The organism is Pseudomonas atagonensis (assembly GCF_011369485.1).
Taxonomy (GTDB): domain Bacteria; phylum Pseudomonadota; class Gammaproteobacteria; order Pseudomonadales; family Pseudomonadaceae; genus Aquipseudomonas; species Aquipseudomonas atagonensis.
In genome coordinates this window covers 24,964-48,547 of record NZ_VXCA01000015.1, presented here as the reverse complement: position 1 = coordinate 48,547, position 23,584 = coordinate 24,964, and the positions used below count along the sequence as shown (strand labels likewise).

Annotated in this window: 26 protein-coding genes and 1 riboswitch; of the genes, 7 read left to right on the top strand and 19 right to left on the bottom strand. The window is 60.9% G+C overall.

The window, feature by feature from the left end:
• Positions 1-68 precede the first annotated feature (68 nt).
• Together F2P67_RS11160 and F2P67_RS11155 are read left to right on the top strand one after the other, a co-directional pair.
• Positions 69-551 (top strand): hypothetical protein, encoded by a 483-nt coding sequence (locus F2P67_RS11160; RefSeq protein ID WP_166220284.1) that lies wholly within the window; start codon positions 69-71, stop codon positions 549-551.
• Positions 552-697: 146 nt separating this feature from the next.
• Positions 698-1,969, top strand: coding sequence for an OmpP1/FadL family transporter (locus F2P67_RS11155; RefSeq protein WP_166220282.1), 1,272 nt, complete (start codon positions 698-700; stop codon positions 1,967-1,969).
• 80 nt (positions 1,970-2,049) lie between these two features.
• On the opposite strand, the gene F2P67_RS11150 is transcribed toward F2P67_RS11155, so the two are convergent.
• From F2P67_RS11150 to cobO, 14 genes are all read right to left on the bottom strand, one after another.
• Positions 2,050-2,610, bottom strand: coding sequence for a glutathione peroxidase (locus tag F2P67_RS11150; protein WP_166220280.1), 561 nt, complete (start codon positions 2,608-2,610; stop codon positions 2,050-2,052).
• Between the two features lie 54 nt (positions 2,611-2,664).
• The gene (locus F2P67_RS27925) at positions 2,665-2,787 is read right to left on the bottom strand and encodes a hypothetical protein (protein ID WP_281355889.1); all 123 of its coding nucleotides are present in this window, start codon (positions 2,785-2,787) and stop codon (positions 2,665-2,667) included.
• Positions 2,784-3,992, bottom strand: coding sequence for an MFS transporter (locus F2P67_RS11145; RefSeq protein WP_166220278.1), 1,209 nt, complete (start codon positions 3,990-3,992; stop codon positions 2,784-2,786). The genes F2P67_RS27925 and F2P67_RS11145 overlap by 4 nt, the downstream gene beginning before the upstream one ends.
• A 52-nt stretch (positions 3,993-4,044) precedes the next feature.
• Entirely contained in the window at positions 4,045-4,449 is a 405-nt protein-coding gene (locus F2P67_RS11140) for a MarR family winged helix-turn-helix transcriptional regulator (RefSeq protein WP_166220275.1), read from the bottom strand.
• A gap of 229 nt (positions 4,450-4,678) precedes the next feature.
• Positions 4,679-5,410, bottom strand: a complete 732-nt coding sequence (locus tag F2P67_RS11135; RefSeq protein ID WP_166220273.1) for an adenosylcobinamide-GDP ribazoletransferase — start codon at positions 5,408-5,410, stop codon at positions 4,679-4,681.
• A gap of 1 nt (position 5,411) precedes the next feature.
• Entirely contained in the window at positions 5,412-5,987 is a 576-nt protein-coding gene (cobC, locus tag F2P67_RS11130; protein WP_166220271.1) for an alpha-ribazole phosphatase family protein, read from the bottom strand.
• A complete protein-coding gene (gene cobT / locus F2P67_RS11125; protein WP_166220269.1) occupies positions 5,984-7,039 on the bottom strand; it encodes a nicotinate-nucleotide--dimethylbenzimidazole phosphoribosyltransferase in 1,056 nt (351 codons plus the stop codon). The genes cobC and cobT overlap by 4 nt, the downstream gene beginning before the upstream one ends.
• On the bottom strand, positions 7,036-7,557 hold the full coding sequence (gene cobU, locus F2P67_RS11120; protein WP_166220266.1) for a bifunctional adenosylcobinamide kinase/adenosylcobinamide-phosphate guanylyltransferase: 522 nt from the start codon (positions 7,555-7,557) through the stop codon (positions 7,036-7,038). The genes cobT and cobU overlap by 4 nt, the downstream gene beginning before the upstream one ends.
• Positions 7,558-7,590: 33 nt before the next feature.
• Positions 7,591-9,042, bottom strand: coding sequence for a cobyric acid synthase (locus tag F2P67_RS11115; RefSeq protein WP_166220264.1), 1,452 nt, complete (start codon positions 9,040-9,042; stop codon positions 7,591-7,593).
• Complete coding sequence (gene cobD / locus F2P67_RS11110) at positions 9,039-10,031, bottom strand: threonine-phosphate decarboxylase CobD (protein ID WP_166220262.1); 993 nt, start codon at positions 10,029-10,031, stop codon at positions 9,039-9,041. Before cobD ends, F2P67_RS11115 begins: the two co-directional genes overlap by 4 nt.
• Positions 10,024-10,932, bottom strand: a complete 909-nt coding sequence (cbiB, locus tag F2P67_RS11105; RefSeq protein WP_166220260.1) for an adenosylcobinamide-phosphate synthase CbiB — start codon at positions 10,930-10,932, stop codon at positions 10,024-10,026. Before cbiB ends, cobD begins: the two co-directional genes overlap by 8 nt.
• Entirely contained in the window at positions 10,929-11,579 is a 651-nt protein-coding gene (bluB, locus tag F2P67_RS11100; protein WP_166220258.1) for a 5,6-dimethylbenzimidazole synthase, read from the bottom strand. The genes cbiB and bluB overlap by 4 nt, the downstream gene beginning before the upstream one ends.
• On the bottom strand, positions 11,576-12,871 hold the full coding sequence (locus tag F2P67_RS11095; RefSeq protein ID WP_166220256.1) for a cobyrinic acid a,c-diamide synthase CobB: 1,296 nt from the start codon (positions 12,869-12,871) through the stop codon (positions 11,576-11,578). The genes bluB and F2P67_RS11095 overlap by 4 nt, the downstream gene beginning before the upstream one ends.
• Positions 12,868-13,479, bottom strand: a complete 612-nt coding sequence (gene cobO, locus F2P67_RS11090; protein ID WP_003223053.1) for a cob(I)yrinic acid a,c-diamide adenosyltransferase — start codon at positions 13,477-13,479, stop codon at positions 12,868-12,870. Before cobO ends, F2P67_RS11095 begins: the two co-directional genes overlap by 4 nt.
• An 81-nt stretch (positions 13,480-13,560) precedes the next feature.
• Positions 13,561-13,791: riboswitch (cobalamin riboswitch) on the bottom strand.
• Positions 13,792-13,953: 162 nt separating this feature from the next.
• Between cobO and F2P67_RS11085 the strand changes: the two genes are divergently transcribed.
• Both F2P67_RS11085 and F2P67_RS11080 read left to right on the top strand, forming a co-directional pair.
• Positions 13,954-14,538, top strand: coding sequence for a hypothetical protein (locus F2P67_RS11085; protein ID WP_166220254.1), 585 nt, complete (start codon positions 13,954-13,956; stop codon positions 14,536-14,538).
• Positions 14,539-14,604: 66 nt separating this feature from the next.
• Positions 14,605-15,918, top strand: coding sequence for a PQQ-dependent sugar dehydrogenase (locus F2P67_RS11080; protein WP_166220252.1), 1,314 nt, complete (start codon positions 14,605-14,607; stop codon positions 15,916-15,918).
• A 134-nt stretch (positions 15,919-16,052) separates the two neighbouring features.
• On the opposite strand, the gene F2P67_RS11075 is transcribed toward F2P67_RS11080, so the two are convergent.
• The 5 genes from F2P67_RS11075 to F2P67_RS11055 form a co-directional block, all read right to left on the bottom strand.
• A complete protein-coding gene (locus F2P67_RS11075; RefSeq protein ID WP_064117348.1) occupies positions 16,053-16,589 on the bottom strand; it encodes a C40 family peptidase in 537 nt (178 codons plus the stop codon).
• 221 nt (positions 16,590-16,810) lie between these two features.
• Complete coding sequence (locus F2P67_RS11070; protein ID WP_166220250.1) at positions 16,811-17,425, bottom strand: C40 family peptidase; 615 nt, start codon at positions 17,423-17,425, stop codon at positions 16,811-16,813.
• 226 nt (positions 17,426-17,651) lie between these two features.
• Complete coding sequence (gene hda / locus F2P67_RS11065; RefSeq protein WP_025111852.1) at positions 17,652-18,356, bottom strand: DnaA regulatory inactivator Hda; 705 nt, start codon at positions 18,354-18,356, stop codon at positions 17,652-17,654.
• 207 nt (positions 18,357-18,563) lie between these two features.
• A complete protein-coding gene (locus F2P67_RS11060) occupies positions 18,564-19,637 on the bottom strand; it encodes an AI-2E family transporter (RefSeq protein WP_166220248.1) in 1,074 nt (357 codons plus the stop codon).
• 34 nt (positions 19,638-19,671) lie between these two features.
• A complete protein-coding gene (locus F2P67_RS11055; protein WP_166220246.1) occupies positions 19,672-20,730 on the bottom strand; it encodes a DUF2066 domain-containing protein in 1,059 nt (352 codons plus the stop codon).
• Positions 20,731-21,103: 373 nt separating this feature from the next.
• Between F2P67_RS11055 and purM the strand changes: the two genes are divergently transcribed.
• From purM to F2P67_RS11040, 3 genes are read left to right on the top strand one after another with little or no spacing between them, the layout of a single operon-like run.
• Positions 21,104-22,162: a phosphoribosylformylglycinamidine cyclo-ligase gene (gene purM, locus F2P67_RS11050; RefSeq protein ID WP_103306611.1), complete on the top strand. Its 1,059-nt coding sequence runs from the start codon at positions 21,104-21,106 to the stop codon at positions 22,160-22,162.
• Positions 22,162-22,812 (top strand): phosphoribosylglycinamide formyltransferase, encoded by a 651-nt coding sequence (gene purN / locus F2P67_RS11045; protein WP_166220244.1) that lies wholly within the window; start codon positions 22,162-22,164, stop codon positions 22,810-22,812. Before purM ends, purN begins: the two co-directional genes overlap by 1 nt.
• Before the next feature lie 8 nt (positions 22,813-22,820).
• A complete protein-coding gene (locus F2P67_RS11040) occupies positions 22,821-23,534 on the top strand; it encodes a DUF3108 domain-containing protein (protein ID WP_166220242.1) in 714 nt (237 codons plus the stop codon).
• Positions 23,535-23,584: the final 50 nt, after the last annotated feature.

Below are 23,584 nucleotides of genomic sequence, written 5' to 3'. Positions count from 1 at the left end.
CTGAGTCGATCCACCGCTGCCAAGGCCCCTTCAGGTTTCGCCGCCCAATAACAAGATTCGAGGGCTTTATGGGTATCGCTGCCAGCGAACTGTGCCGCTACGTGATCCGTCCTACATTAATCTACCTGGGACGCCACTGCGCAACTGCCGAATCCCTGCTGCTGGGCATTGCCGCCAGCCAGTCCGCTCTCGGATCCGCCCTGCATGACCGCCGTGGCCACGGCCTCTACCGCATCGCCGAGCATCGCCATCAAGCGCTTTGGGATCATTACCTGGCGCTCGATCCGGAGCGTGCCAGCCTGGTTCGCGGACTGGCCAGCCAGCATGCTTTCCTCAGCGGCCCACACCTCGAATTGACCGTTAACCTGCGTTACGCCACCGCCATCGCCTGGCTGCTGGTCGAAGAACAACACACCACCCTCCCCGCCGCCGACGATTTACTCGGGATGGCGCGTATCTGGCGTCAAACCTTTCAGCCTCAGGGTCGCCTGCGCGACTTTACGTGCGCCTGGCAAACCTGTGTTTCACCGCTGAATCAGGTCGCTTGCTGACTGGCCGGTTTCACAAGATCGCACAACGAGTCGCGATTTTGGTCGGATTGTCCTACAAAACCGCTCTAACTCAAGGCATACGGACTATAGCGCCGGAGCGAAAATGTTGGTAATTTTCGCCCCGGTGATCACCAGGAGTTCTAATAATGAAAAAAGTAATGCTCAAAACCACCCTTAGCCTCGCCGTTACCATGGCATCCACCCAGATTTTCGCAGCTGGCTTTGCCATCAACGAACACAGTATCAGCGGGATGGGCACCGGTTACGCTGGGCGATCTTCTTCTGCCGACGACGCAAGCACTGTTTACGGCAACCCTGCCGGCATGTCGCGCATCAAGCGCGAACAAGTCACCGGCGGTGTTGCATTCCTCGACGCAAAAACCGATATCAGCGACGCCAGCTCCAGCCCTAATGGCGGCAGCAACAAAGGCGACATGGTGCCCTTCACCTCCGTACCTATGGGTTTCTATGTAAAACCGATCGATGATCACTGGGCCTTCGGCCTCGGTGTCTACGTGCCGTTCGGCCTGATTACCGACTACGAAAGCGGCTTTGCCGGCCGTTACTTCGGTAGCAAGTCGGAAGTACAAGTCATCACCTTCCAGCCGACCATCAGCTACGCCTTCAACGATAAGGTGTCGATCGGTTTCGGCCCGACCATCAACCGCATCGACGGTACGCTGGAGTCCAACCTGTCGATCACTCAGGCTTTGCCGGACGGCAAGGTCAAGATCAAGGGTGACGACACCGCGCTGGGTTACAACATCGGCGTGCTGGTACAAGCCACCGACACCACGCGCCTGGGCCTGACTTACCACTCGAAAGTCGACTACAAGCTAGAAGGTGATACCAAGGTCAACTACGGCGCACTCGCGGCAGTGGGCTTGGGTGCCAACCAGAAGTACGACGCCTCGCTGAAGATCACCACGCCTGAATCGATCGACTTCTCGGTCACTCAAGCGATCAACGACCGCTGGAATGTCTACGCCGGTTCGACCTGGACCCGCTGGAGCCAGCTGGAAAAAATCACTGTCAAGAACTCCGGTGTACAGCCACTGCTGGCCGGCCAGTTCGGCGAGATCACCGAAGATCAGAACTGGCACGACTCCTGGGCTTATGCCGTGGGTACTTCGTACCAGTTGAACAAGGAATGGGTACTGCGTACCGGTCTGACCTTCGACCAGTCGCCGACCAACAACGTCGACCGTTCGCCACGTATTCCTACGGGCGACCGGACCATCTTCAGCATCGGTGCCGGCTGGAGCCCGACCGAAGACCTGACCATCGACGTCGCTTACTCGTACCTGAAGGAAGAGTCGGTCAAGATCCGCAACGAAAACGATCGTGGTCAGACCTACAATGCCAAGTATGAAAACTCGGCAAACGGTTTCGGTGTCGGCGCGACCTACCGCTTCTGATGCTGCACGGCGAGGTTGATCCCTCGCCGACAAAAAGCCCCGCCCTCTTCGCAGAGGCGGGGCTTTTTTGTGGGTGACTATCAGGGTTTCAAAGGTTTCGAGGCGATGGCCTTCTCGATTGCCGCGATAAATTCCGGATCGTCCGGTTTGGTCAGGCTGGAAAAATTGGCGATGACCTTGCCCTGACGGTCGATGACGTATTTGTAGAAATTCCACTTTGGCGCACTGCTCTGTGCCGCCAGCACCAGAAACAAGTGCGTGGCGTTATCACCGCGAACCTTTTGCGGCTCAGTCATGGCGAACGTCACGCCGTAGTTGGCGTAGCAAACCTTGGCGGTCTCGGCGCTGTCTTTGGATTCCTGCTTGAAGTCATTGGAGGGGACGCCGAGCATTTCCAGGCCTTGCCCTTCGTAGCGTTTATGCAGCGCCTCAAGGCCTTCGAACTGTGGTGCAAATCCGCAGAAGCTCGCGGTGTTGACCACCACCAGCGGCTTGTCGGCGTAGCGTTGACACAGGTCGATGGATTCCTTGGCGCGCAATTTCGGTAGCGAACCTTGCAACAGTTCCGGACAGTCAGCGGCCTGGGCCAGGCCGGTCAACGCCATCAGCAACGCGGGAACAGCACACCAGCGCATGAGCATGTCGAGCATCCTTGAGCAGTCGTCAGACCTCGACGTTACTCGCCGCGTCCGGTTCTAGCAAATGCTCATGCCCAATTGCATCAGCGCCAGACCGCCCTGATGCCATCCCCACCACACCAGCGCCAGCAGAGCGGCGCCGAGTGCGGTGAAGGCGATTCGCGGCCAGAGTCGGCTCATGCGGCGCTCACACGTGGCTGCAGGCGTTCGACCGGTCGCTCACGCACCGGCCAGTTCAACGCGGCCGCCAGCAGACTCAGAAGAATTGCCACCTGCCAGATCAAGTCATAACTCCCGGTACGGTCATACACCACCCCACCCAGCCAGCCGCCGAGGAACGAGCCGAGCTGGTGGAACAGGAACACGATGCCACCGAGCATGGACAGATTTCGCACACCAAACAAGGTCGCCACGGTGCCGTTGGTCAACGGCACCGTCGACAGCCACAGGAAACCCATGGCCATGCCGAACAGGTAGGCGGATGTCGTCGTCACCGGCAGCCACAGGAACAACACGATCACCACCGCGCGCAGCAGGTACAAGCCGGTCAGCAATCGCGGTTTCGACATGCGCCCACCGAGCCACCCGGCGGTGTAGGTGCCGAAGATGTTGAACAACCCAATGAGCGCCAGCACCGTGGTGCCGACGGTAGCCGGCAAGTGCTGATCGACCAGATACGCCGGCAAGTGCACGCCGATGAATACTACCTGAAAGCCGCAAACGAAAAAGCCGAACGCCAGCAGCCAGAATCCCGAATGCGAACAGGCTTCGCGCAGTGCTTCAGAGAGTGTCTGCTCATGACCGAGCACCGGCAGCGGCTTGTCCTTGAGCATGCTCACCAGCGGCACGATCATCGCCACCAGCAGGCCCAGCACCAGTAGCGCGGCAGACCAGCCGAGCCAACCGATCAGACCGAGGGTGCCGGGCAACATGGCGAACTGACCGAAAGAACCGGCGGCGCTGGCGATGCCCATACCCATGCTGCGCTTCTCTGGCGGAACGGCGCGGCCGACTACGCCGAGGATGACTGAGAAGGACGTGCCGGACAGACCGATGCCGATCAGCAAACCGGCGCTCAACGAAAGAGTCAGCGCCGAATCCGACAAGCCCATGAACACCAGGCCCAAGGCGTAGAGTACGCCGCCGACCAGCACCACTTTCGCCGCACCGAAACGGTCGGCGAGCGCGCCAGTGAATGGCTGCGCCAGTCCCCAGATCAGGTTCTGCAAGGCGATGGCGAAGGCAAACACTTCACGCCCCCAGCCAAACTGCGCACTCATCGGCGACAGGAACAGACCGAAGCCGTGTCGCACGCCCAATGACAACGCCAGGATCAGCGCACTGCCCAGCAACACCCAACCGCACGTACGCCACATCGATGTCATTGTTATTCTCCAGTCGCGGGTATATACCCGCTTGAATCCGAAAAAACTGGCATCAAGCCAGTTCATCCAGCAATTTGAGCAAGGTTTCACGCTTCTCGGCACCCAGACGATCAATCAACCGCTGTTGCGCCGCTTCCCAGGCCGGCAACGCCGCTGCCAGACGCTGCGCACCGGTTTCGGTAAGCCGGACGATGCGGTTACGCATGTCTTCGCCCTCGGCCAGCGCCACCAGTCCCTCACCTTCCAGCACGCGCAGATTGCGCCCCAGGGTGCTGCGATCCAGGCCCATGGCTTCGGCCAGTTCCGAGATGCTCGGTTGATCCAGCCGCTGCAGATTGCACAGCAGAGAATACTGGGCAACGTTGATCCCGAAGCCATCGAGAGCGCCGTCGTAATGCCTGCTGACGCCACGCGCGGCGCGACGCAGGTTGGTGCACAAACACTGAGAAGGAAGCATGATGCGTGTATATACCCGCGACTGTGTTAAATCAAGTTACAGATGAGTTTACCCGTCACATTTGTGACACCTGACAGACCGCCTTCGGGAGAAAGCCCCCTCCCACATTAGATCTCTGGTGCACAAAAAATCCTGTGGGAGCACTTTCCAGACTGGATCTCTGGTGCACAAAAAATCCCTGCGGGAGGGGGCTTGCTCCCGAAGACGGCGGCACGGTTACAGAGATCTTTCAGATCAGAACCAACCCAACAAGCACCGCCATCTCCAACAACTCCAGCAATGCCCCCGCCGTATCGCCAGTCGTGCCACCCAACCGCCGCACCATCAAATGCCGCAACCAGACGAACACAACGACCGCCACCAGCAGCGCAATAACTGCCTTGAATCCGGCAATCACCACACAGGCAAGCGCGCTCACCGCCAAAACCCGCCACCCGGCTCTGCGCGGCAAATGATCGGCCAGCGCCTGGCCCAATCCACCCGCCCGCACATACGGCGTGGTCAGGAACAACCCGAGCAGCGCCGCCCGCCCCAGTAGCGGCACGATGATCAGCGCCAGCGTCTGCTGCTGCTCGATCAGCGCCAGCAATGCGGCAAACTTGAGCAGCAACACCAATACCAGCGTCACCACCGCAATCGGCCCGCTGCGCGGATCTTTCATGATCGTCAGCGTGCGCTCGCGATCACCAAAGCCGCCGAGCCAGGCATCGGCGCTGTCCGCCAGACCATCCAGATGCAACGCACCGCTGAGCAGCACCCAAACCGTCAACAGCGATGCCGCGTGCAACAACAGCGGCGCGCCAGCCAAGGCCAGATTCAGCGCCCAGAGAATCACGCCAAACAGCAACCCCACCAGCGGATAAAACAGCAGCGAACGCCCGAGCTGTTCCGGCGTCGGCATGCCCGGCAAACGAATCGGCAAACTGCTGAGAAATTGCAGGGCGATCCACAGCGGCAACATGTCAGCAACCTTCCTTGAGCGAGCCATCAGCTTCGACGGTCAGCGAGAACAATGCGCCATGCCCGACTTCGACATTCAGCAGTTGCTCACGAGGCAAACCCCGCGCCCGCGCCAGCAACAGGCGCATCACTCCGCCGTGACTGATCAGCAGCACCCGCTCACCCGCGTAGGCCGCCTGCAACCGTGCGACCGCCGCGAGTACCCGAGCGGAGAAATCGCTGACCGGCTCACCCTGCGGCGGCGGGAATGCATACGGATCCGCCCAGAACAGCCCCAACGCATCGGCATCGGTGTCCATCAACGCCGCCGCGCTCTGCCCTTCCCACGCGCCGAAGTGCAGTTCCTGCAGATCCTTGTCCAGATGCACCGGCATATTCAGTTGCTCGCCGAGTTCAGCGGCAAACCGTGCACATCGTTGCAACGGCGAACTGATCAGATGCTCCCAGGGCCCGCCCGCGACCACGGCTGCACGCATCTGCGCCCAGCCCTTTTCAGTGAGCGCATCATCAAGACTGCCGCGCAAGCCGCCGCCCAGTTCGGTCTCTCCGTGGCGCAGCAGATCCAGGCGCAAGGTCATGCCGGACGGTCCGCCACTGCTGCCTCGGCGAATGTCGCCATCTGTCCATGCAGATCACAGGCCAGACGCATCAGCGGCACGGCCAACGCGGCACCGCTGCCCTCGCCCAGACGCAGACCGAGTTCCAGCAACGGTTCGGCGTTCAACGCTTCCAGCACATGGCGGTGGCCCGGTTCCGCGCCACGATGACCGAACAACAGCCACTCGCGGCAGGCCGGATTCAGGCGCACGGCCACCAGCGCGGCGACCGTGCAGATAAAGCCATCGACCAGCACCGCTACACCTTCCTGCGCGCAGGCCAGATAGGCACCGACCAACGCCGCCATTTCAAAACCGCCGAGGTTGAACAGCGTCTGCAACGCGTCACCACGTTGCGCCGCGTGCAAGGCCAGCGCGCGTTCGATGACTTGCGCTTTATGGCTGACACCTTCGGCATTCAGCCCGGTGCCCGGGCCGGTCAGGTGCACCACCGGGCAATCGAGCAAGGCACAGGCCAGCGCACTGGCCGCCGTGGTGTTGCCGATGCCCATTTCACCGCCGATGAACAACTGAGTGCCCGCCGCTTTCGCCCGTAACACGCTGTCACGCCCGGCCTGCAAAGCAAGTTCGCCCTGGGCCTGGGTCATCGCTGCGCCCTGGACAAAATTCGCCGTGCCCGCACCGATGTTCAAGTGACGCACGCCCGGCAAATTCAGCGACGGCGTCACCGTGCCCAGATCGACCACTTCCAGTTGCGCCTCAAGCTTGCGCGCCAGCACGCTGATCGCCGCCCCGCCACTGACGAAGTTGAGCAGCATCTGCCCGGTGACTTCCTGTGGAAACGCGGAAACGCCTTCAGCGACCACGCCGTGATCGCCGGCGAAGATCGCAATCCAGACCTGTTCGAGCGTCGGCTTGACCTGACCTTGCAGACCGGCCAGTTGCACGGCCACCGATTCCAGACGACCGAGCGAACCGGCCGGTTTGGTCAGTTGCTGCTGGCGTGCCGCCGCTTGCTCGACAACGTCGATGTTCACCGGTTTGCACGGGTTCAGCCACCAGGTTTGGGTCATAACGCAGGTCCTTTCAGAGTCAGGGGCAGGCCGGCGACGGTCAGGACAACACGCTGACAACGCTCGGCCAGAGCTTGATGCAGCCAACCGGCTTCATCGACGTAGCGGCGAGTCAATTCGCCCAGCGGCACGACACCCATTCCGGTCTCGTTGCTGACAAAAATGATTTCCCCCGGCAGTGACGCCAGGCAGTCGAGCAGGGCTTCTCGCTCGGCGGCGAGGCGTTCGGCATCGTCGAGCATCAGCAGATTGGTCAGCCACAGGGTCAGGCAATCCACCAGCAGGCAACGCTCGGCGGCGGCGTTTTCACGCAGCACGCGAGCCAGTTCCAGCGGTTCTTCAATGAGTGCCCACTCAGCAGGACGGCGAGCGCGGTGATGAGCGACGCGCTCGCTCATTTCACCGTCCAGCGGTTGGCTGGTGGCGATGTAGGTCACGGCCAGATGGCTTTCGCTGGCGAGTTTTTCTGCCAGGCGACTTTTGCCGGAGCGGGCGCCGCCGAGGATCAGTTGAAGCATAAGGACATCCTGAAAAATGTACGGCGAGACAATTCAAATCCCACAGAGCTGACGCAACAAACCGGTATCCAGATGCTTCTCCACCAGATCCGCCAGCCGCTCGATATCGCGCTCGCGCAAGCCGTGGTAATCCACCTCCTGCACGTCACTCAACCCGGCCCAGCGCAACAATGCCGCACTGGCTGCCGGTGATTCGAACAAGCCATGCAGATAGGTGCCGAACACCTGTCCGTCAAGACCTTGCGCACCGTCGCAACGACCGTCATCCAGATGCACCGCCGCATGCTTCAGCGCCGGCCCGCTGGTCACACCGGCATGAATTTCATAGCCACTGACCTCGGCATCTTCCAGCGCCAGACGCCCGCGCACGTTGCGCAATTGTTTCTCGGCTTCCAGCGTGGTTTCGAACGCCAGCAAACCCAGACCGGCACTCGAACCGGGCGCACCTTCCAGGCCGAGCGGGTCGTGCACCTGCTCACCAAGCATTTGCAGACCGCCGCAAATCCCCAGCACTTTGCCGCCGTAACGCAGGTGACGGCTGATCGCGGTTTCCCAACCGTTGGCGCGTAGAAACGCCAGATCACTGCGCACGCTTTTCGAGCCAGGCAGGATGATCAAGTCCGCCGGTGGAATCGCCTGGCCCGGGCCGACAAACTGCAGGTCGACTTGCGGATGCAAACGCAGCGGATCGAAATCGGTGTGGTTGCTGATCCGTGGCAGCACCGGCACCAGCACTTTCAACACTTGTTCAGCCTTGTCGGTCTGGCGCTGATCGATACCGTCTTCGGCCTCAAGGTGCAGATCCATCACGTATGGCAGCACGCCGACCACCGCTTTGCCGGTGCGCTGTTCGAGCCAGTCGAGGCCCGGTTGCAGCAAGGCAATGTCGCCGCGAAAACGATTGATGATGAAGCCTTTGACCCGCGCCTGCTCGCTCGGCGACAGCAGCTCCAAGGTGCCGACCAGATGGGCGAAAACCCCGCCGCGATTGATATCGGCGATCAACAACACCGGGCAATCCACCGCTTCGGCAAAGCCCATGTTGGCGATGTCGCCAGCGCGCAGATTGATCTCTGCCGGAGAGCCCGCGCCCTCGACCATGACCAGCGGATACGCAGCGCTGAGCCGTTCGTGCGAGGCCAGCACGGCTTGCATCGCGATGGCTTTGTAATCGTGATACGCCACGGCGTTCATGCTGGTGACGGCACGGCCATGGATAATCACTTGCGCGCCGGTGTCACTGTTCGGTTTGAGCAGCACCGGATTCATATCGGTGTGCGGTTCGAGGTTTGCCGCTTGCGCCTGTACCGCTTGCGCACGACCGATCTCGCCGCCGTCAGCAGTCACCGCGCTGTTCAGCGCCATGTTCTGCGGTTTGAACGGCACCACCGCGATGCCCTGACGCGTTGCCCAGCGGCACAACGCCGTCACCAAAGTGCTTTTGCCGGCGTCGGAGGTGGTGCCTTGCACCATCAGGGTGGTCATTGGTTTTCCTTGGCGAATGCTTGCAATGCTTGTTCGAGTCGCGTCTCTTCAGCCGCATCGGCCGGCAGGCCGAAACGCAAACTGCTGTTGTGGGTAAAGATGCGCAGGAGGATGCCGCGTCGGGCCATGAATTCATGCAGCGCTTGCGCCTGCTCGGTGATCAGCCACTGAAACAGCGCGCAACCGCCCTGCGGTTTGAAGCCATAGCGTTCCAGCAACAGGGCCAGGCGCTCGCTCGTTTCATCACTGCGAATCCGTTGACGCGTATGCCCTTCGGTGTCTTGCAGACAGGCCTGGCCGAGCACCCGCGTCGGCCCGCTGACCGCCCACGGCCCGACCTGTTCGGCGAGCAATCTGAGCAACTTGCGCTCGGCCAGCACAAAGCCCAGACGCACGCCGGCCAGACCGAAAAACTTGCCGAACGAACGCAGCACAATCAGCCCGACTTGATGCGCGTAAGGCGCCAGACTGAGTTGCGGCGTGTTGTCCATGAACGCTTCATCGACTACCAGCCAGCCACCACGTTGCGCGAGCCGCGCATGCCAGTCGAGCAAGCGCGCCGGCGTCAGGCTCAGGCCGGTCGGATTGTTCGGATTGACCACCACCAGCACATCGAGGCTGTCGAGAAAGAACTCGACTTCCTGTTCCAGCACTTCGCGCACGATATAGCCACTGCGTCGCCACGCCTCGGCGTGCTCGGCATAACACGGCGACAACACGCCGACCTTGCCGGCACGGCGCAAGCGCGGCAGCAACTGAATGGCCATCTGCGAACCGGCCACCGGCAGCACTTGTGCGGCACCGTAGTAATCGCACGCGGCCTGCTCCAGTCCGTCATCGGTTTCCGGCAATCGCGCCCAGGCGCGCAGCGGAATCTCGGGAATCGCAAACGGCCACGGCGCCAGACCGCTGGACAGGTCGAGCCAGTCCGCCTCGGCAATGCCGTAATCGAGTGCGGCCTTGCGCAGCCGGCCACCGTGCTCAAGCATAGAATTCAGCCCCCACGCAGAGAATCAGCAGCCATAACCATACCCCGCGCTGAACCAATTGCCAGCCACGATCAATGGAATCGGCATCGGCCGCCGGGCCTTCACCGAGTTGCGGACGCTCGTGCAGTTCGCCGTGATAGATCGCCGGGCCGCCCAATTCCACGCCCAACGCACCGGCGCCAGCGGCCATCACGGGGCCAGCGTTGGGGCTGTCCCACTTCGGCGCCTGGGTCCGCCAGCATTTCAAGGCGAGTCGGGTTTTGCCGAGCAGCGCGTAGGTCAGCGCCACCAGCCGCGCAGGAATGTAGTTGAGGACATCGTCGATTTTTGCCGCACACCAGCCGAATCGCTCGAAGCGTTCGTTGCGATAGCCCCACATCGCGTCGAGCGTATTGCTCAAGCGATAGAGCACCACGCCGGGCGCACCGGCCACGACAAACCAGAACAGCGCGGCGAATACTGCATCGCTGCCGTTCTCCAGCACCGATTCAGTGGCAGCGCGGGCGACGGCGCTGCTGTCGAGTTCGCTGGTCTGGCGGCTGACCAGATAACCGACACGCTTGCGTGCCTCGTCCAGATCGTCAGCGCGCAACGCCTTGGCGACTGGCTCGACATGTTCGCCGAGACTGCGCATGCCGAGGGCGCAATACAACGCCAGAATGTCGACGACCCAGCCCACGTACGGCGCCCAGGAAAACGCCGTGGCGAGCAAGGTCAGTGGCAGCACTGCGATCACCCACGCCGTGACGCCATGGCTGCGCCAGCCACGCCCCCCGGCGTTGAAACGTTGCTCGATGCGCCCGGCAAAATTGCCGAACGCCACCAGCGGATGCCAGCGTTTCGGTTCACCCAGCAGCGCATCCAGCGCAACCGCGGCGACACTCAACAACGCCACACTCATTGACTCACTCCCCAATAATTCTCAAACAGCAACTCATTGAGCGGACGCGCCTGCGCCCACCCTTCGAGTACCAGCATCGGCGCCGGATAGAATTCCTTGACCGGGCCTAGACACAAAACGGCCAAAGGCTTGGCGCCGGCCGGCAATTTCAGCAGATCGGCGAGCGCCTGCGGTTCGAACAACGACACCCAGCCCATGCCCAGGCCTTCCGCACGGGAGGCCAGCCACAGGTTTTGAATCGCACAGGACAACGAAGCCATGTCCATTTCCGGCAACGTACGGCGACCGAAGATGTGCTTCTCGCGATCATCCATCAACGCGGCGACCAGCACTTCGGCGCAGTCGGTTATGCCTTCGACTTTGAGTTTCATGAACTCGTCGCTGCGCTCGCCGAGGGCTGCGGCAGTGCGTACCCGCTCCTCTTCCACCAAATGCTGGATCTGCTGGCGCAGACTGCGGTCGCTGATGCGGATGAAACGCCAGGGCTGCATCAGGCCGACGCTCGGGGCCTGGTGGGCGGCTTCGAGCAAACGGCGCAGCAGTTCGGGCTCGACGGTGCCGCCGATGAAGTGGCGCATGTCGCGGCGCTCGGCAATGGCTTTGTAGAGCGCTTCGCGCTCGGCTTCGGTGAATGCGTTGTCGCTCATGGCACCAACAGTGCAGCAATCGCCGATGGATTCGACGGGAAATAAAAATGCACGTACGAAGCCGTCATCCGCCCATCCCGGTAAACCGCTTCGGCGCCGCGACCGCCGTTGGGGCTGAGGCCTCGGGCAATCGGCGTCAGTTCAGTGGTGGTCAGGGAATGGTGATAGGTGTGGCCGCGTAACGAACCTTCCGGCAGTTCGACCGCTTGCAGAGCCAACGCCGCGAGACGCTTTTGCATCACCGCATCACCCGCCAGCAAACCGACCAGCTCTGCGCGGATGCCTTCCACGTCGGTCAGGGAATCGAGCAGGTAAAGCATGCCGCCACACTCGGCGAGCAGCGGTTTGCCAGCCTCATGATGTGCGCGGATCGCATCGAGCATCGCAGTGTTCTGCGACAACGCAACGTGGTGCAGCTCTGGGTAACCACCGGGCAGATACAGGCTGTCCGCCTCGGGCAATTGCCTATCGCGGATCGGCGAGAAGAAGCTCAATTCGGCGCCCATTGCTCGCAGCAAGTCGAGGCTCGCGCCGTAGGTGAAGGCAAACGCTTCATCACGGGCAACGGCAATGCGCACGCCTTTGAGCAACGGCTCGGCAGCGATCACGTCAGGCGCGGCGAACGCCACGGCCGGTGGCAGCGCTACCTCGCAACTGTTGGCGAGGGCTGCGGCGGCCGCATCGAGACGCACGTCGAGGTCATTCAGTTCGCTGGCCTGCACGAGGCCGAGGTGGCGGCTCGGCAGCTCGATCCCGGTCTCGCGGGACAATGCGCCATACCAGCGCAAACCTTCGGTGAGGCTGCCTTCGAGCAACTGCGCGTGGCGCAAGGTGCCGACGCGATTGGCCAGAACGCCGGCAAACGGCAAGTCTGGCTGATAACGCGCCAGCCCCAATGCCAACGCACCAAAGGTCTGAGCCATGGCGGTGCCGTCGATCACGCCGAGCACCGGCACACCGAAATGCCGCGCCAGATCGGCGCTGGACGGCGTGCCGTCAAACAACCCCATCACGCCTTCGATCAGAATCAGATCAGCTTCAGCGGCGGCTTCCCACAACAGCCGACGGCTTTCCTGCTCGCCGACCATCCACATGTCCAGTTGATACACCGGCGCACCGCTGGCGCGCTCGAGAATCATCGGGTCGAGAAAGTCCGGCCCGCATTTGAACACGCGAACCTTGCGCCCCTGATTGCGGTGCAAACGAGCGAGCGCAGCAGTAACGGTGGTCTTGCCCTGGCCGGAGGCCGGCGCGGCGATCAGAACCGCCGGGCAGTGACGTGGTTGATTCAAAGTTCGACGCCTTTCTGCGCTTTGATGCCAGCCTGGAAGGCGTGTTTGAGCATGCCCATTTCGGTGACCGTGTCGCCCATCTCGATCATTTCCGGCTTGGCCGCGCGACCGGTGACGATCACATGCTGCATCGGCGGACGCGCCTGCAAGTCGCTGAGCACCTGATCGAGATCGAGGTAACCGTGCTTGAGGGCGATGTTCAATTCATCGAGCACCACCAGACCGATCGACGGATCGCGCAGCAGTTCACGTGAAACAGCCCAAGCGGCTTCGGCAGCGGCGATGTCACGCTGACGATCCTGGGTTTCCCAGGTGAAACCCTCGCCCATCACGTGAAAGCGCACTTGCTCGGGAAAGCGGCGGAAAAACAGCTCTTCACCGGTGCTGTTGCGACCCTTGATGAACTGCACGACGCCGCACTGCATGCCGTGGCCCATGGCGCGGGCGAGCATGCCGAACGCCGAGCTGCTTTTGCCTTTGCCGTTGCCGGTCAGTACCAGCACTAGGCCGCATTCGTCAGGCGAGTTGGCGATGCGTTCGTCGATGACGGCTTTTTTGCGTTGCATACGCGCCAGATGGCGTTCGTCACGCTCGGGGGAATCAGTCATGGGGGAGCTCTCCGTTGAGGCTGGATAACGGCGGGCAGGCACAAGAATAGACGGCAAAAAGCCTGGCATCGCCCACCGTGATGCCGCTGGATGGATCAGGCCGGTCTCCGGGCTCATGAGCGGCGAATCGCCTGGCTGCGCGCCTTCCCGCTTGTGTCGAAGCAGTGGCTCAAGGCGCAGCTTTTACTCATTTACCGTTGCGGGGGCAGCGCCGGGATCGTGGTGAATCTTCGCTTGAAGACAACCCTCACCGGCTTCCCTGTTTCACTCTGTCGACGCAGGTCACAGAGCACCTGAAACAAGCCGCGAAGGTTAGAGGGTTGGGGGTGGAGCGTCAATTAAAGAGGGGGTCAACGGGTGAATAACTGCCGCCGATCAATTAACTGGCGCCAATCTTGTGCCATGCTGAAACAAGTGATATCAAAGAGCCATGCTTTTCTCGAAAAAGCCATCACAACAATAAGGATGATTACGATGCAAGGCATGATCATCAGCAATCCGCGCCTGGAATTCCTGCGCCCGGTGCTAGAACGCTGGTTTGACTGTATCGACCGCTACAACGCCGTGCGCGGTGACAGCGACACGCCTTACTGGCATGACGAGAAAGCCAATCTCGGATTGCTCTCGGCCGCAGCATGGATGGCCGAACTGGTAACCCTCAACGACACGCCCACACGCAAACAAAATGAGGAAGGCGAGCGCAACGCCCGCGCCGATCTGTTTCTGGCCGGCAGTGAAGATCGCGCGTTCATTCAGGCCACGCAACGCTGGCCACGGGTCAACAACCTCAATCTGACCCAGGCCTTGCTGGACATCACCAGCGACGCCAAACGCATCAGCTACGCCAGCGATCTCAAGCTGGGCTGCCTGTTTGTCGCGCCGCAGAAAGCCCAGCACAGCGCCACCCCCGAAGAACTCCAGGACATGGTCGACGACCTGCAAAAGGAACACACCTGCGCCGTAGCCTGGTATTTCCCTTATGCCTACCGCAAGTTGCGCAGCGAGGCCGGCAACTACCATCCGGGCATCGCCGTGCTGTTCAAGGAAGCTCGCGGCTGAGCAGTTGAACCATCGGGCTTGCGCCCTCCTCTATGATTAAGAATGCATTCATAGGGAAGATCAGCAATGCGCAAGCCCCCGTTCGTTTTAGTCATCGCCCTCGCCGGAGGACTCACTGCCTGCGGCGAATCCTCCAGCCTGCAAGTCATCGACGGCACCGGTCCGTCGCCCAAGTTGCCCGAACCGAACAAAACCCTGATCCCCACGGTGAACATTGCCCCGGCGATTGGCTGGCCCGAGGGCGGCAAACCGACCGCTGCCGCCGGCACTCAGGTGGCGGCATTTGCCGAAGGCCTCGATCACCCGCGCTGGCTCTATGTGCTGCCAAACGGCGACGTGCTGGTGGCAGAAACCAATGCGCCGCCCAAACCTGACGACAGCAGCGGCATTCGTGGCTGGGTGATGAAAAAAGTCATGGGCAAGGCTGGCGCCGGTGTACCGAGCCCGAATCGCATCACCTTGCTGCGCGACGCTGACCACGACGGTGTGGCCGAAACGCGAACAGTGTTTTTGCAGAATCTCAATTCACCCTTTGGCATGACCCTGGTCGGCAACGACCTGTACGTCGCCGACACCGATCGCCTGCTGCGCTTCCATTACGAGGCCGGCGCGACCGAGATCAAAACGCAGCCGATCAAAGTGGCCGACCTGCCGGGCGGCACGCTGAACCACCACTGGACCAAGAACGTTATCGCCAGCAAGGACGGTAGCAAGCTCTACGTCACTGTCGGCTCGAACAGCAACGTCGGTGAAAACGGTCTGGACAAAGAGGAAGGTCGTGCAGCGATCTGGGAAGTGGATCGCGCGACCGGCAATCACCGGATCTTCGCCTCGGGCATTCGCAATCCAAACGGCCTGGCCTGGGAACCCACCAGTGGCGCGTTGTGGACGGCGGTCAACGAGCGTGACGAAATCGGCAGCGATCTGGTGCCCGACTACATCACCTCGGTCAAGGATGGCGGCTTCTATGGCTGGCCGTTCAGTTACTACGGGCAGCATGTCGATGTGCGTGTTTCGCCACAAAATCCGGATCTCGTGGCCAAAGCCATCGCCCCGGACTATGCGGTTGGCCCGCATACCGCCTCGCTGGGTTTGACGTTCGCCGAAGGCAACACGTTGCCGGCACAGTTCAAGGACGGCGCCTTCATCGGCCAGCACGGTTCATGGAACCGTAAACCGCACAGTGGCTATAAAGTGATTTTCGTACCGTTTGCGGCGGGCAAGCCGAGCGGTAAACCGGTGGACGTGCTGACCGGCTTCCTCGACAAGGACGAAAACGCCATGGGTCGCCCGGTGGGCGTGGTGATCGACCAGCAGGGTGGATTGCTGGTGGCCGATGATGTCGGGAACAAGGTGTGGCGAGTGTCTGCCAGTAAATAACTTGTTGCCTGGCACAAAACAACTGTAGGAGTGAGCCTGCTCGCGATGACGGTGTCACATTCAACATCAATGTTGATTGATCAACCGTTATCGCGAGCAGGCTCACTCCTACATTGGATGGCGAGCAATTTGAATTACGGGTTATGCGCCAGATGCTCCGGCTGCAGCACCCGCTTGGCACTCAGATAAGCCTTCTGCCAATACGCCTTCGACAGGCTGTCGAGTTTCACCGTGCCGCCAGTGGCCGGTGCATGTACGAAGCGCCCTTCTCCGACGTAAATCCCCGCATGACTGACCTGCGAGCCGCCGTTGGTGGCGAAGAAAATCAGGTCGCCGGTCTGCAAGCCTTCCTTACCGACATTCGGCGCCTGCATGACGATCATTTCGCGTGTGGAGCGCGGCAAGGAAATGCCCGCCGCATCACGGTAGACAAAGCCGATCAGGCCGCTGCAATCAAAACCCGAATCCGGCGTGTTGCCGCCCCAGCGATAAGGCGTGCCAACCAGACCGAGCGCGCGGAACAGCACGTCTTCAGCAGCAGGTGAAAAAGCTTGGGAAGGTCCGAATACTACCGGCGCGCGAACCACAGGCGCAGGCGGCGGAGTACGGCTGGCACAGGCGCTGAGCAGCGCTGCGAAGAACATCAATGCGAGGCGGGCCGACATGGTCATAAGCAGAACATCCTGATCTGGCTGCGGCTTTCTCTGCCGGATGGACAGAAAACAAAACCGCCTGCGCAGCACGCAGGCGGTTTGCCATCAATATAGATTCAGGATTCTAGCGGCTACGCGGCAAACTTCAAGTAAGACTTTAACTTCACCTTGTAAAGTCTAAGTCTACTCCGTTGCCGGGAGCCGTTGTCGCCGCCTCGGACGTGGCGACAACAGGGGAATTACTTGCGGGCGGTGACCACGGTCGGCGCCATGGCGAGAGCGCGCTTGGCTTCGATGAAGGTCTTGCTCCAGTAGCTGTCACCCAGGCTGTCGATGCGGACACCGCCACTGCGACGGCTGCTGGAGTGGATGAACTGGTTGTCGCCCAGGTAGATTCCGGCGTGGCTGACACGACCGCGACGACCGTTGGTGGCGAAGAACAGCAGATCGCCCGGCTCGAGATTGCTGCGCGATACCAGCGGCGCGTCCACGTTGATCATTTCGCGGGTGGAGCGTGGCAGATTCATGCCGGCTTCTTTGCGGAACAGGTAGCCGATGAAGCCGCTGCAGTCGAAACCGGCTTCAGAAGTACCGCCGAAACGGTAACGGGTACCGATCAGGGACATGCCGCGTTCGAGGATGCTGTCGGCCAGAACAGGAAGCTCGTAAGGCTTCTTGTTGAAATCCGAGAGTTCTTTTTCGGTGTCCAACTCTTCCTGATAAATAACGGAAGACTGGGCGGTGGCAGAATTTTTGACCTGTTGAGGCTGCTCTTGGACTGGAGAATGAGCAGCGCAACCGTACAACAGGGTGACGAGTGCGAGAGGCACGAGGGGTGCGAAGCGCTTTAGCATGGGCACGACCGTGGCTGATAGTTGTAAAGAAGCCGAGACTATGCCCGCTATCAGCCTCATTTGCAAATTCAATCGATCTTTTTGTGACTTCTCGGTTTCTCGTTTACATCTAAGCGCTTAAGCCCATTTGAACGATTACGCGGCCTGCACACCCTGCAGGAAAGCGGTTTTTCTGGCGCCTGAAATCTGCCGAAACTCGCTGAAAGCCGCAGAACCAAAGGGATGGCTACCAGCCGAGGGTTTCTTTGAGAAAGGGAATGGTGAGCTTGCGTTGCGCCTGCAACGAGGCCTGATCGAGCTGTTCGAGCAAGTCGAACAACGCACTCATGCTGCGAGTGCCGCGAGTCAGAATAAAATGCCCGACTTCATCAGTCAGGTGCAGACCGCGACGCGATGCGCGCAATTGCAGGGCACGCAATTTGTCTTCATCGGAAAGTGGGCGCATCTGAAAAATCAGCGCCAGGGTCAGGCGCGATTTCAAGTCCGCCAGTTTGACCGGCAGTTCACGCGGTGAGGTTGAAGCGGCGATCAGCAGACGCCGACCGCTGTCACGCAGACGGTTGAACAGATGAAACATCGCCTCTTCCCAGTCAGGCTTGCCGGCAATCACCTGCAAGTCATCAAGGCAGACCAGTTCGTACTGCTCGAGGTTGTCGAGAATTTCGATACCGCGATCCATCAACTCGGCCAACGGCAGATACACCGCCGGCTCCCCCATCTGCTCGAAACGCAGACACGCTGCCTGCAACAGATGCGTGCGCCCTACGCCGTGCTTGCCCCACAGGTAGATCAGGCTTTCTGTCCAGCCGGCGTCGGCTTCGCATAGGCGCTCGACATAGCCGAGTGCAGCGGCATTGGCGCCTGGGTAGTAGTTGATGAAGGTGGCGTCGTCACGCAGACGCACACCTAGGGGCAGCTGAATCGGTTTCATGCTGACTGAACAGTTCCCAAGGAACCGTTAGTGGCCTCTGTGTAAAGTTTGCGAAGTTTATACCCGTGAAGCTGAGCGCACAATGCGACAGAGTCCAGCCAAATCAAAGGTTTGCGTTAACACACTGGTTTTATGACAGATTCTCTGACGCCAAACCCTGCATGACACGGGCCAACCCGGCGATTCGCCGGGCACCCCTTGATACCATTACAACTCGGGCTCGTCCGCCCCGCTATAAATGTCGGAGTCCTTGTACAAGTCGTGTACATGCCGCACCAGCACCATGATCACCGCCGCCACCGGCAGTGCCAGCAACACACCGGTGAACCCGAACAGTTCGCCACCGGCCAGAATCGCAAATATCACCGCCACCGGGTGCAGACCGATCCGGTCCCCGACCAGCAATGGCGTGAGCACCATGCCTTCCAGCGCTTGCCCGACCATGAACACCGCGACAATCCCGATCATCGGGTAAAGGTCCCCGCCGAACTGGAACAGCCCGGCGATCAGCGCCGCACCGATGCCAATCACAAAGCCCATGTACGGCACGATCGCCGCCAACCCGGCGATCAAGCCGATCAACAGACCCAGCTCCAGACCGACGATCATCAGGCCCGCTGCGTAAATCACCCCCAACGCCACCATCACCAGCAACTGACCGCGGACAAACGCCCCGAGCACCTCATGGCATTCGCCAGCCAGCGACACGATGGTTGCTTCACGGTCACGCGGCAGCAGGCTGCGGATCTTCGCCATCATCACGTCCCAATCGCGCAGCAGGTAGAAACTCACGACCGGGATCAGCACCAGATTGGCCAGCCAGCCGATCAGCGCCAGGCTCGACGCAGTCGCCTGACTGAGCACCACACTGACAATGTCGGTGGTCTGGCCCATGTGCTCGCTGATGGCCGCTTTGACCTTGTCGAATTTCCAGAAACCATCCGCCAAGCCAAGTTTCGCCTGCGCCCACGGCAGTGCCGTGTGCTGCAACCAGTCGAGCATCTGCGGCGCCAGTTCGTACAGGCGCAGCAACTGTTTGGCGAGCATCGGCACCAACACCAGCAACAGTGCCGTGACGATCAGGGTGAACAGGGCAAACACCGCGATCACGCCCCAGGTTCTGGACAGGCCGAGCCGCTCCAGACGATCCACCAGTGGATCGAACAGATACGCCAGCAGCAGCGCCACCAGAAACGGCGTGAGGATCGGATGCAGCAACCATACAAACGCGCAAAGCAGGACTACCCCACCGAGCCAGAACCAACGCCGCGTATCGGCCATGTACCACTCCTGATGCTTCTATATAAGGAAAGACTTACCAGCGAAACCGCAACGACGGTGCTGCCGGTGCCGGGACGGGCGCTGCAACAGGTGCTGCACCGGCCACTGCTGACTGCGGCGCTGCCGCCGGAGCCGGCGCTTCGGCGGGCAACTCCTGCAACTTCGCCAGCGACAACTGCGCACGCATCTGATCGGCGCTGCCATTGACCCGATACACAATGCGATCACCTTCAACACTTTGCAGACGCACGCCAAACGGTTCGAGTAACCGCAACAGCGTGGCGTAGTGCTCAAGATTCATGCCCTGCACCTCCAGGGCCTGCTGCCCCGACGCCCCGGGCTTGGCGACAAAACGCGGCGCCAGACGCTCGGCCACCGCCAGCATCACTGCGTCAGCCACGGCAGCCTGATCGGCGCCCTGTACGCTGCCAGCCTCTTTTTGATCGCCTAGCCATAAATGCCACTTGGCTTGCCACTGCCCGCCCTCTTCGCGCGCATGCACAGCCAGCAAAGCATCAGCGTTGTAACGCTCGGAAGCACCGCGCAATGGTGCCGGGTCCGTGCCTTCCAGCGCCGGGGCCGTCGCGACCAGTTGCTCGCTCAGGTCTGCCAGCGGCAAACGCAGCGGCAGTCCGCGATGTTGAGCCGCTGCACGAAGTGGTGCGGCAGACGCCTGACCGTCACCGACCAGACTCGAGCCTTCGGTTGAATCGTTCAGCCACCAACTCAGAATCGACGGCCGACTGGCGCCCCACAAGGACAACCCGGCGCGGCGCAGAGCCTGCTCGGTGGTACTCGGGTCGAAATCGACCTTCAGCACTTCCGGCGGCCCGGCATCAAAACCGAACTGGCTGATGATCTGCTGCGGATCCTTGCGAATCGCCGCCAGCCCCGGGTTCTGCGGGGCTTTGGGATCACCGGTCAGGCGCAGCACCAGCGTATCGAGCGCCGCCTGAGTGGCGCGATCACGCTCTTCCGGTGCCTGGCCGTTGACCGGTTCACGCACTTGATAAAGGCCTTTGAGGTTTTCGGCATGACTCGCCAGGCTGACCACAGACAAACAGCCCACAAACAACAATTTACAAAAACGCATGGAAAATTCCCGTCGACAGGAGCGGCTGGAACAGGCCGCGTGAACCGGTTAAGCAAGGCTGTGACCCTCGGCCGTTGCAAAACATTCACACGGCGGCGGTAAGTTTTTGCACAGTGATAACGATAGACGGTTAATTGCCACACCTTATACAGGCAGCCCAGCGCCTCAATTGCAAAAAATTTCCGCCGATATGGCCCTGCCCGTCGGTGCGAGGATGGCCGCTGCCCCTCAAGCCTGATAAAATCGCGCGCCTTCGCAGACCGGCAACAGCCGGGCACCTCGAAACTCGCGTGAGGCCATCGCCCTCTCGATTTCGATGTTCCCGCTGAACTCGGTCGTTACCCCTGAATCCCCTCCCCTAAAGGCCTGGATCATGAGCAAGCAACCCTCCCTGAGCTACAAGGACGCCGGTGTAGACATCGACGCCGGTGAAGCATTGGTCGAACGCATCAAGAGCGTCGCCAAGCGCACTGCGCGCCCGGAAGTCATGGGCGGCCTGGGCGGTTTCGGCGCCCTCTGCGAAATCCCGGCCGGCTACAAGCAGCCAGTGCTGGTGTCCGGCACCGACGGCGTCGGCACCAAGCTGCGTCTGGCACTGAACCTGAACAAACACGACAGCATCGGTATCGACCTGGTTGCGATGTGCGTGAACGACCTGGTCGTTTGCGGCGCCGAGCCACTGTTCTTCCTCGACTACTACGCCACCGGCAAACTCAACGTCGACACCGCTGCACAGGTTGTTACCGGCATCGGCGCCGGTTGCGAACTGTCCGGCTGCTCGCTGGTCGGCGGCGAAACCGCTGAAATGCCAGGCATGTACGAAGGCGAAGACTACGACCTGGCCGGCTTCTGCGTCGGCGTCGTGGAAAAAGCCGAAATCATCGACGGCTCGAAAGTCGCCACCGGTGATGCGCTGATCGCGCTGCCATCGTCCGGCCCGCACTCCAACGGCTACTCGCTGATCCGCAAGATCATCGAAGTGTCCGGTGCCGACATCGAAACCATCCAGCTCGACGGCAAACCGCTGACCGACCTGCTGATGGCCCCGACCCGTATCTACGTGAAGCCGTTGCTCAAGCTGATCAAAGACACCGGCGCCGTCAAAGCCATGGCCCACATCACCGGTGGCGGCCTGCTCGACAACATCCCGCGCGTTCTGCCAAAAGGCGCTCAGGCCGTGGTTGACGTGGCCAGCTGGACTCGCCCGGCCGTCTTCGACTGGCTGCAAGAGCAAGGCAATGTTGACGAGACCGAAATGCACCGCGTCCTGAACTGCGGCGTCGGCATGGTCATCTGTGTGGCTCAGGAGCACGTTGAAGTTGCCCTGAACACCCTGCGTGACGCTGGCGAACAACCTTGGGTCATCGGTCAGATCGCCGTAGCCGCTGAAGGCGCTGCTCAGGTCGAGCTGAAAAACCTTAAGGCTCATTAATGTCCGCAACCTGTGATGTCGTGGTGCTGTTGTCCGGCACCGGCAGTAACTTGCAGGCCTTGATCGACAGCACGCGGACCGGCGACAGCCCGGTTCGCATCGCTGCGGTGATTTCCAACCGCGCCGACGCCTACGGCCTGCAACGCGCCAGTGACGCGGGTATCGCCACCCGCTCGCTGGATCACAAGGCATTCGAAGGTCGCGAGGCCTTCGATGCTGCTCTGATCGAACTGATCGACGAATTCAATCCCAGACTCGTGGTACTGGCCGGCTTCATGCGCATTCTCAGCGCTGATTTCGTTCGCCACTATCAGGGTCGCCTGCTGAATATCCATCCGTCGCTGCTGCCCAAATACAAAGGGTTACACACTCATCAGCGCGCGCTGGAGGCCGGCGACACGGAACACGGCTGCTCCGTGCACTTCGTCACCGAGGAACTCGATGGCGGACCACTGGTCGTACAGGCAGTATTACCGGTAGAGTTGCACGACACGCCGCAGAGTCTGGCGCAGCGAGTGCATGTTCAGGAACACCTGATCTATCCGATGGCGGTACGCTGGTTTGCCGAAGGGCGACTGGCACTCGGTGAGCAAGGTGCTTTACTGGATGGCCAGTTACTCGCGGCCAGCGGCCACTTGATTCGACACTAGGAGATATTATGCGTCGCGCCCTGCTCTTCGCTTGCGCACTGCTCGCCCTGCCTTTCGCGCAGGCGGCAGACCTTCAACCGTTCTCCGCCAGCTACACCGCCGACTGGAAGCAGTTGCCCATGAGCGGTACCGCTGAACGCAGCCTGACCAAGGAAGCGAACGGCGTCTGGAAACTCAGCTTCAAGGCCTCGATGATGATCGCCAGCCTGAGTGAAGAAAGCACCCTGACCCTGGACAAGGACACCTTGCTGCCGCAGTCCTACCACTTCGAACGTGGTGGTCTGGGCAAAGCCAAGAAAGCTGATCTGGATTTCGACTGGAACAGCAAAATGGTCACCGGCACCGACCGTGGCGACGCGGTGAAAATCCCGCTGAACCGTGGCATGGTCGACAAGTCGACCTATCAACTGGCACTGCAGCATGACGTGGCGGCCGGCAAGAAGACCATGAGCTATCAAGTGGTCGATGACGGCGAAGTCGATACCTACGACTTCCGCGTTTTGGGCTCGGAAAAAGTCGAGACCAAGGCTGGCAAGATCGACGCAATCAAGGTCGAGCGCGTACGCGACCCGACACAAAGCAAGCGCATCACCGTCCTCTGGTTCGCCAAGGATTGGGATTACCTGCTGGTTCGCCTGCAACAGGTTGAAACCGACGGCAAGGAGTACAACATCATGCTCCAGGACGGCACGGTCAACGGCAAGGCAGTCAAAGGCAGCTGATCCAACGAAAAGCCCCGCAAATGCGGGGCTTTTTATTGCCTGCGTTTTTC

Coding starts and splice junctions, on each gene's coding strand:
- cobU (WP_166220266.1), bottom strand. CDS start 7,557: ATGCTTCAACTGATCCTCGGCGGCGCCCGCTCCGGCAAAAGTCGCCTG.
- F2P67_RS27925 (WP_281355889.1), bottom strand. CDS start 2,787: ATGAGCCGACTCTGGCCGCGAATCGCCTTCACCGCACTCGGCGCCGCT.
- cbiB (WP_166220260.1), bottom strand. CDS start 10,932: ATGAGTGTGGCGTTGTTGAGTGTCGCCGCGGTTGCGCTGGATGCGCTG.
- F2P67_RS11155 (WP_166220282.1), top strand. CDS start 698: ATGAAAAAAGTAATGCTCAAAACCACCCTTAGCCTCGCCGTTACCATG.
- F2P67_RS11040 (WP_166220242.1), top strand. CDS start 22,821: ATGCGTCGCGCCCTGCTCTTCGCTTGCGCACTGCTCGCCCTGCCTTTC.
- F2P67_RS11060 (WP_166220248.1), bottom strand. CDS start 19,637: ATGGCCGATACGCGGCGTTGGTTCTGGCTCGGTGGGGTAGTCCTGCTT.
- cobO (WP_003223053.1), bottom strand. CDS start 13,479: ATGACTGATTCCCCCGAGCGTGACGAACGCCATCTGGCGCGTATGCAA.
- cobT (WP_166220269.1), bottom strand. CDS start 7,039: ATGACCCAAACCTGGTGGCTGAACCCGTGCAAACCGGTGAACATCGAC.
- F2P67_RS11080 (WP_166220252.1), top strand. CDS start 14,605: ATGCGCAAGCCCCCGTTCGTTTTAGTCATCGCCCTCGCCGGAGGACTC.
- F2P67_RS11135 (WP_166220273.1), bottom strand. CDS start 5,410: ATGTTGCCGCTGTGGATCGCCCTGCAATTTCTCAGCAGTTTGCCGATT.
- F2P67_RS11115 (WP_166220264.1), bottom strand. CDS start 9,042: ATGACCACCCTGATGGTGCAAGGCACCACCTCCGACGCCGGCAAAAGC.
- F2P67_RS11070 (WP_166220250.1), bottom strand. CDS start 17,425: ATGCTAAAGCGCTTCGCACCCCTCGTGCCTCTCGCACTCGTCACCCTG.
- F2P67_RS11055 (WP_166220246.1), bottom strand. CDS start 20,730: ATGCGTTTTTGTAAATTGTTGTTTGTGGGCTGTTTGTCTGTGGTCAGC.
- F2P67_RS11140 (WP_166220275.1), bottom strand. CDS start 4,449: ATGCTTCCTTCTCAGTGTTTGTGCACCAACCTGCGTCGCGCCGCGCGT.
- bluB (WP_166220258.1), bottom strand. CDS start 11,579: ATGAGCGACAACGCATTCACCGAAGCCGAGCGCGAAGCGCTCTACAAA.
- purM (WP_103306611.1), top strand. CDS start 21,104: ATGAGCAAGCAACCCTCCCTGAGCTACAAGGACGCCGGTGTAGACATC.
- F2P67_RS11160 (WP_166220284.1), top strand. CDS start 69: ATGGGTATCGCTGCCAGCGAACTGTGCCGCTACGTGATCCGTCCTACA.
- F2P67_RS11075 (WP_064117348.1), bottom strand. CDS start 16,589: ATGACCATGTCGGCCCGCCTCGCATTGATGTTCTTCGCAGCGCTGCTC.
- cobC (WP_166220271.1), bottom strand. CDS start 5,987: ATGACCTTGCGCCTGGATCTGCTGCGCCACGGAGAGACCGAACTGGGC.
- F2P67_RS11145 (WP_166220278.1), bottom strand. CDS start 3,992: ATGACATCGATGTGGCGTACGTGCGGTTGGGTGTTGCTGGGCAGTGCG.
- cobD (WP_166220262.1), bottom strand. CDS start 10,031: ATGCTTGAGCACGGTGGCCGGCTGCGCAAGGCCGCACTCGATTACGGC.
- purN (WP_166220244.1), top strand. CDS start 22,162: ATGTCCGCAACCTGTGATGTCGTGGTGCTGTTGTCCGGCACCGGCAGT.
- F2P67_RS11150 (WP_166220280.1), bottom strand. CDS start 2,610: ATGCTCATGCGCTGGTGTGCTGTTCCCGCGTTGCTGATGGCGTTGACC.
- F2P67_RS11085 (WP_166220254.1), top strand. CDS start 13,954: ATGCAAGGCATGATCATCAGCAATCCGCGCCTGGAATTCCTGCGCCCG.
- hda (WP_025111852.1), bottom strand. CDS start 18,356: ATGAAACCGATTCAGCTGCCCCTAGGTGTGCGTCTGCGTGACGACGCC.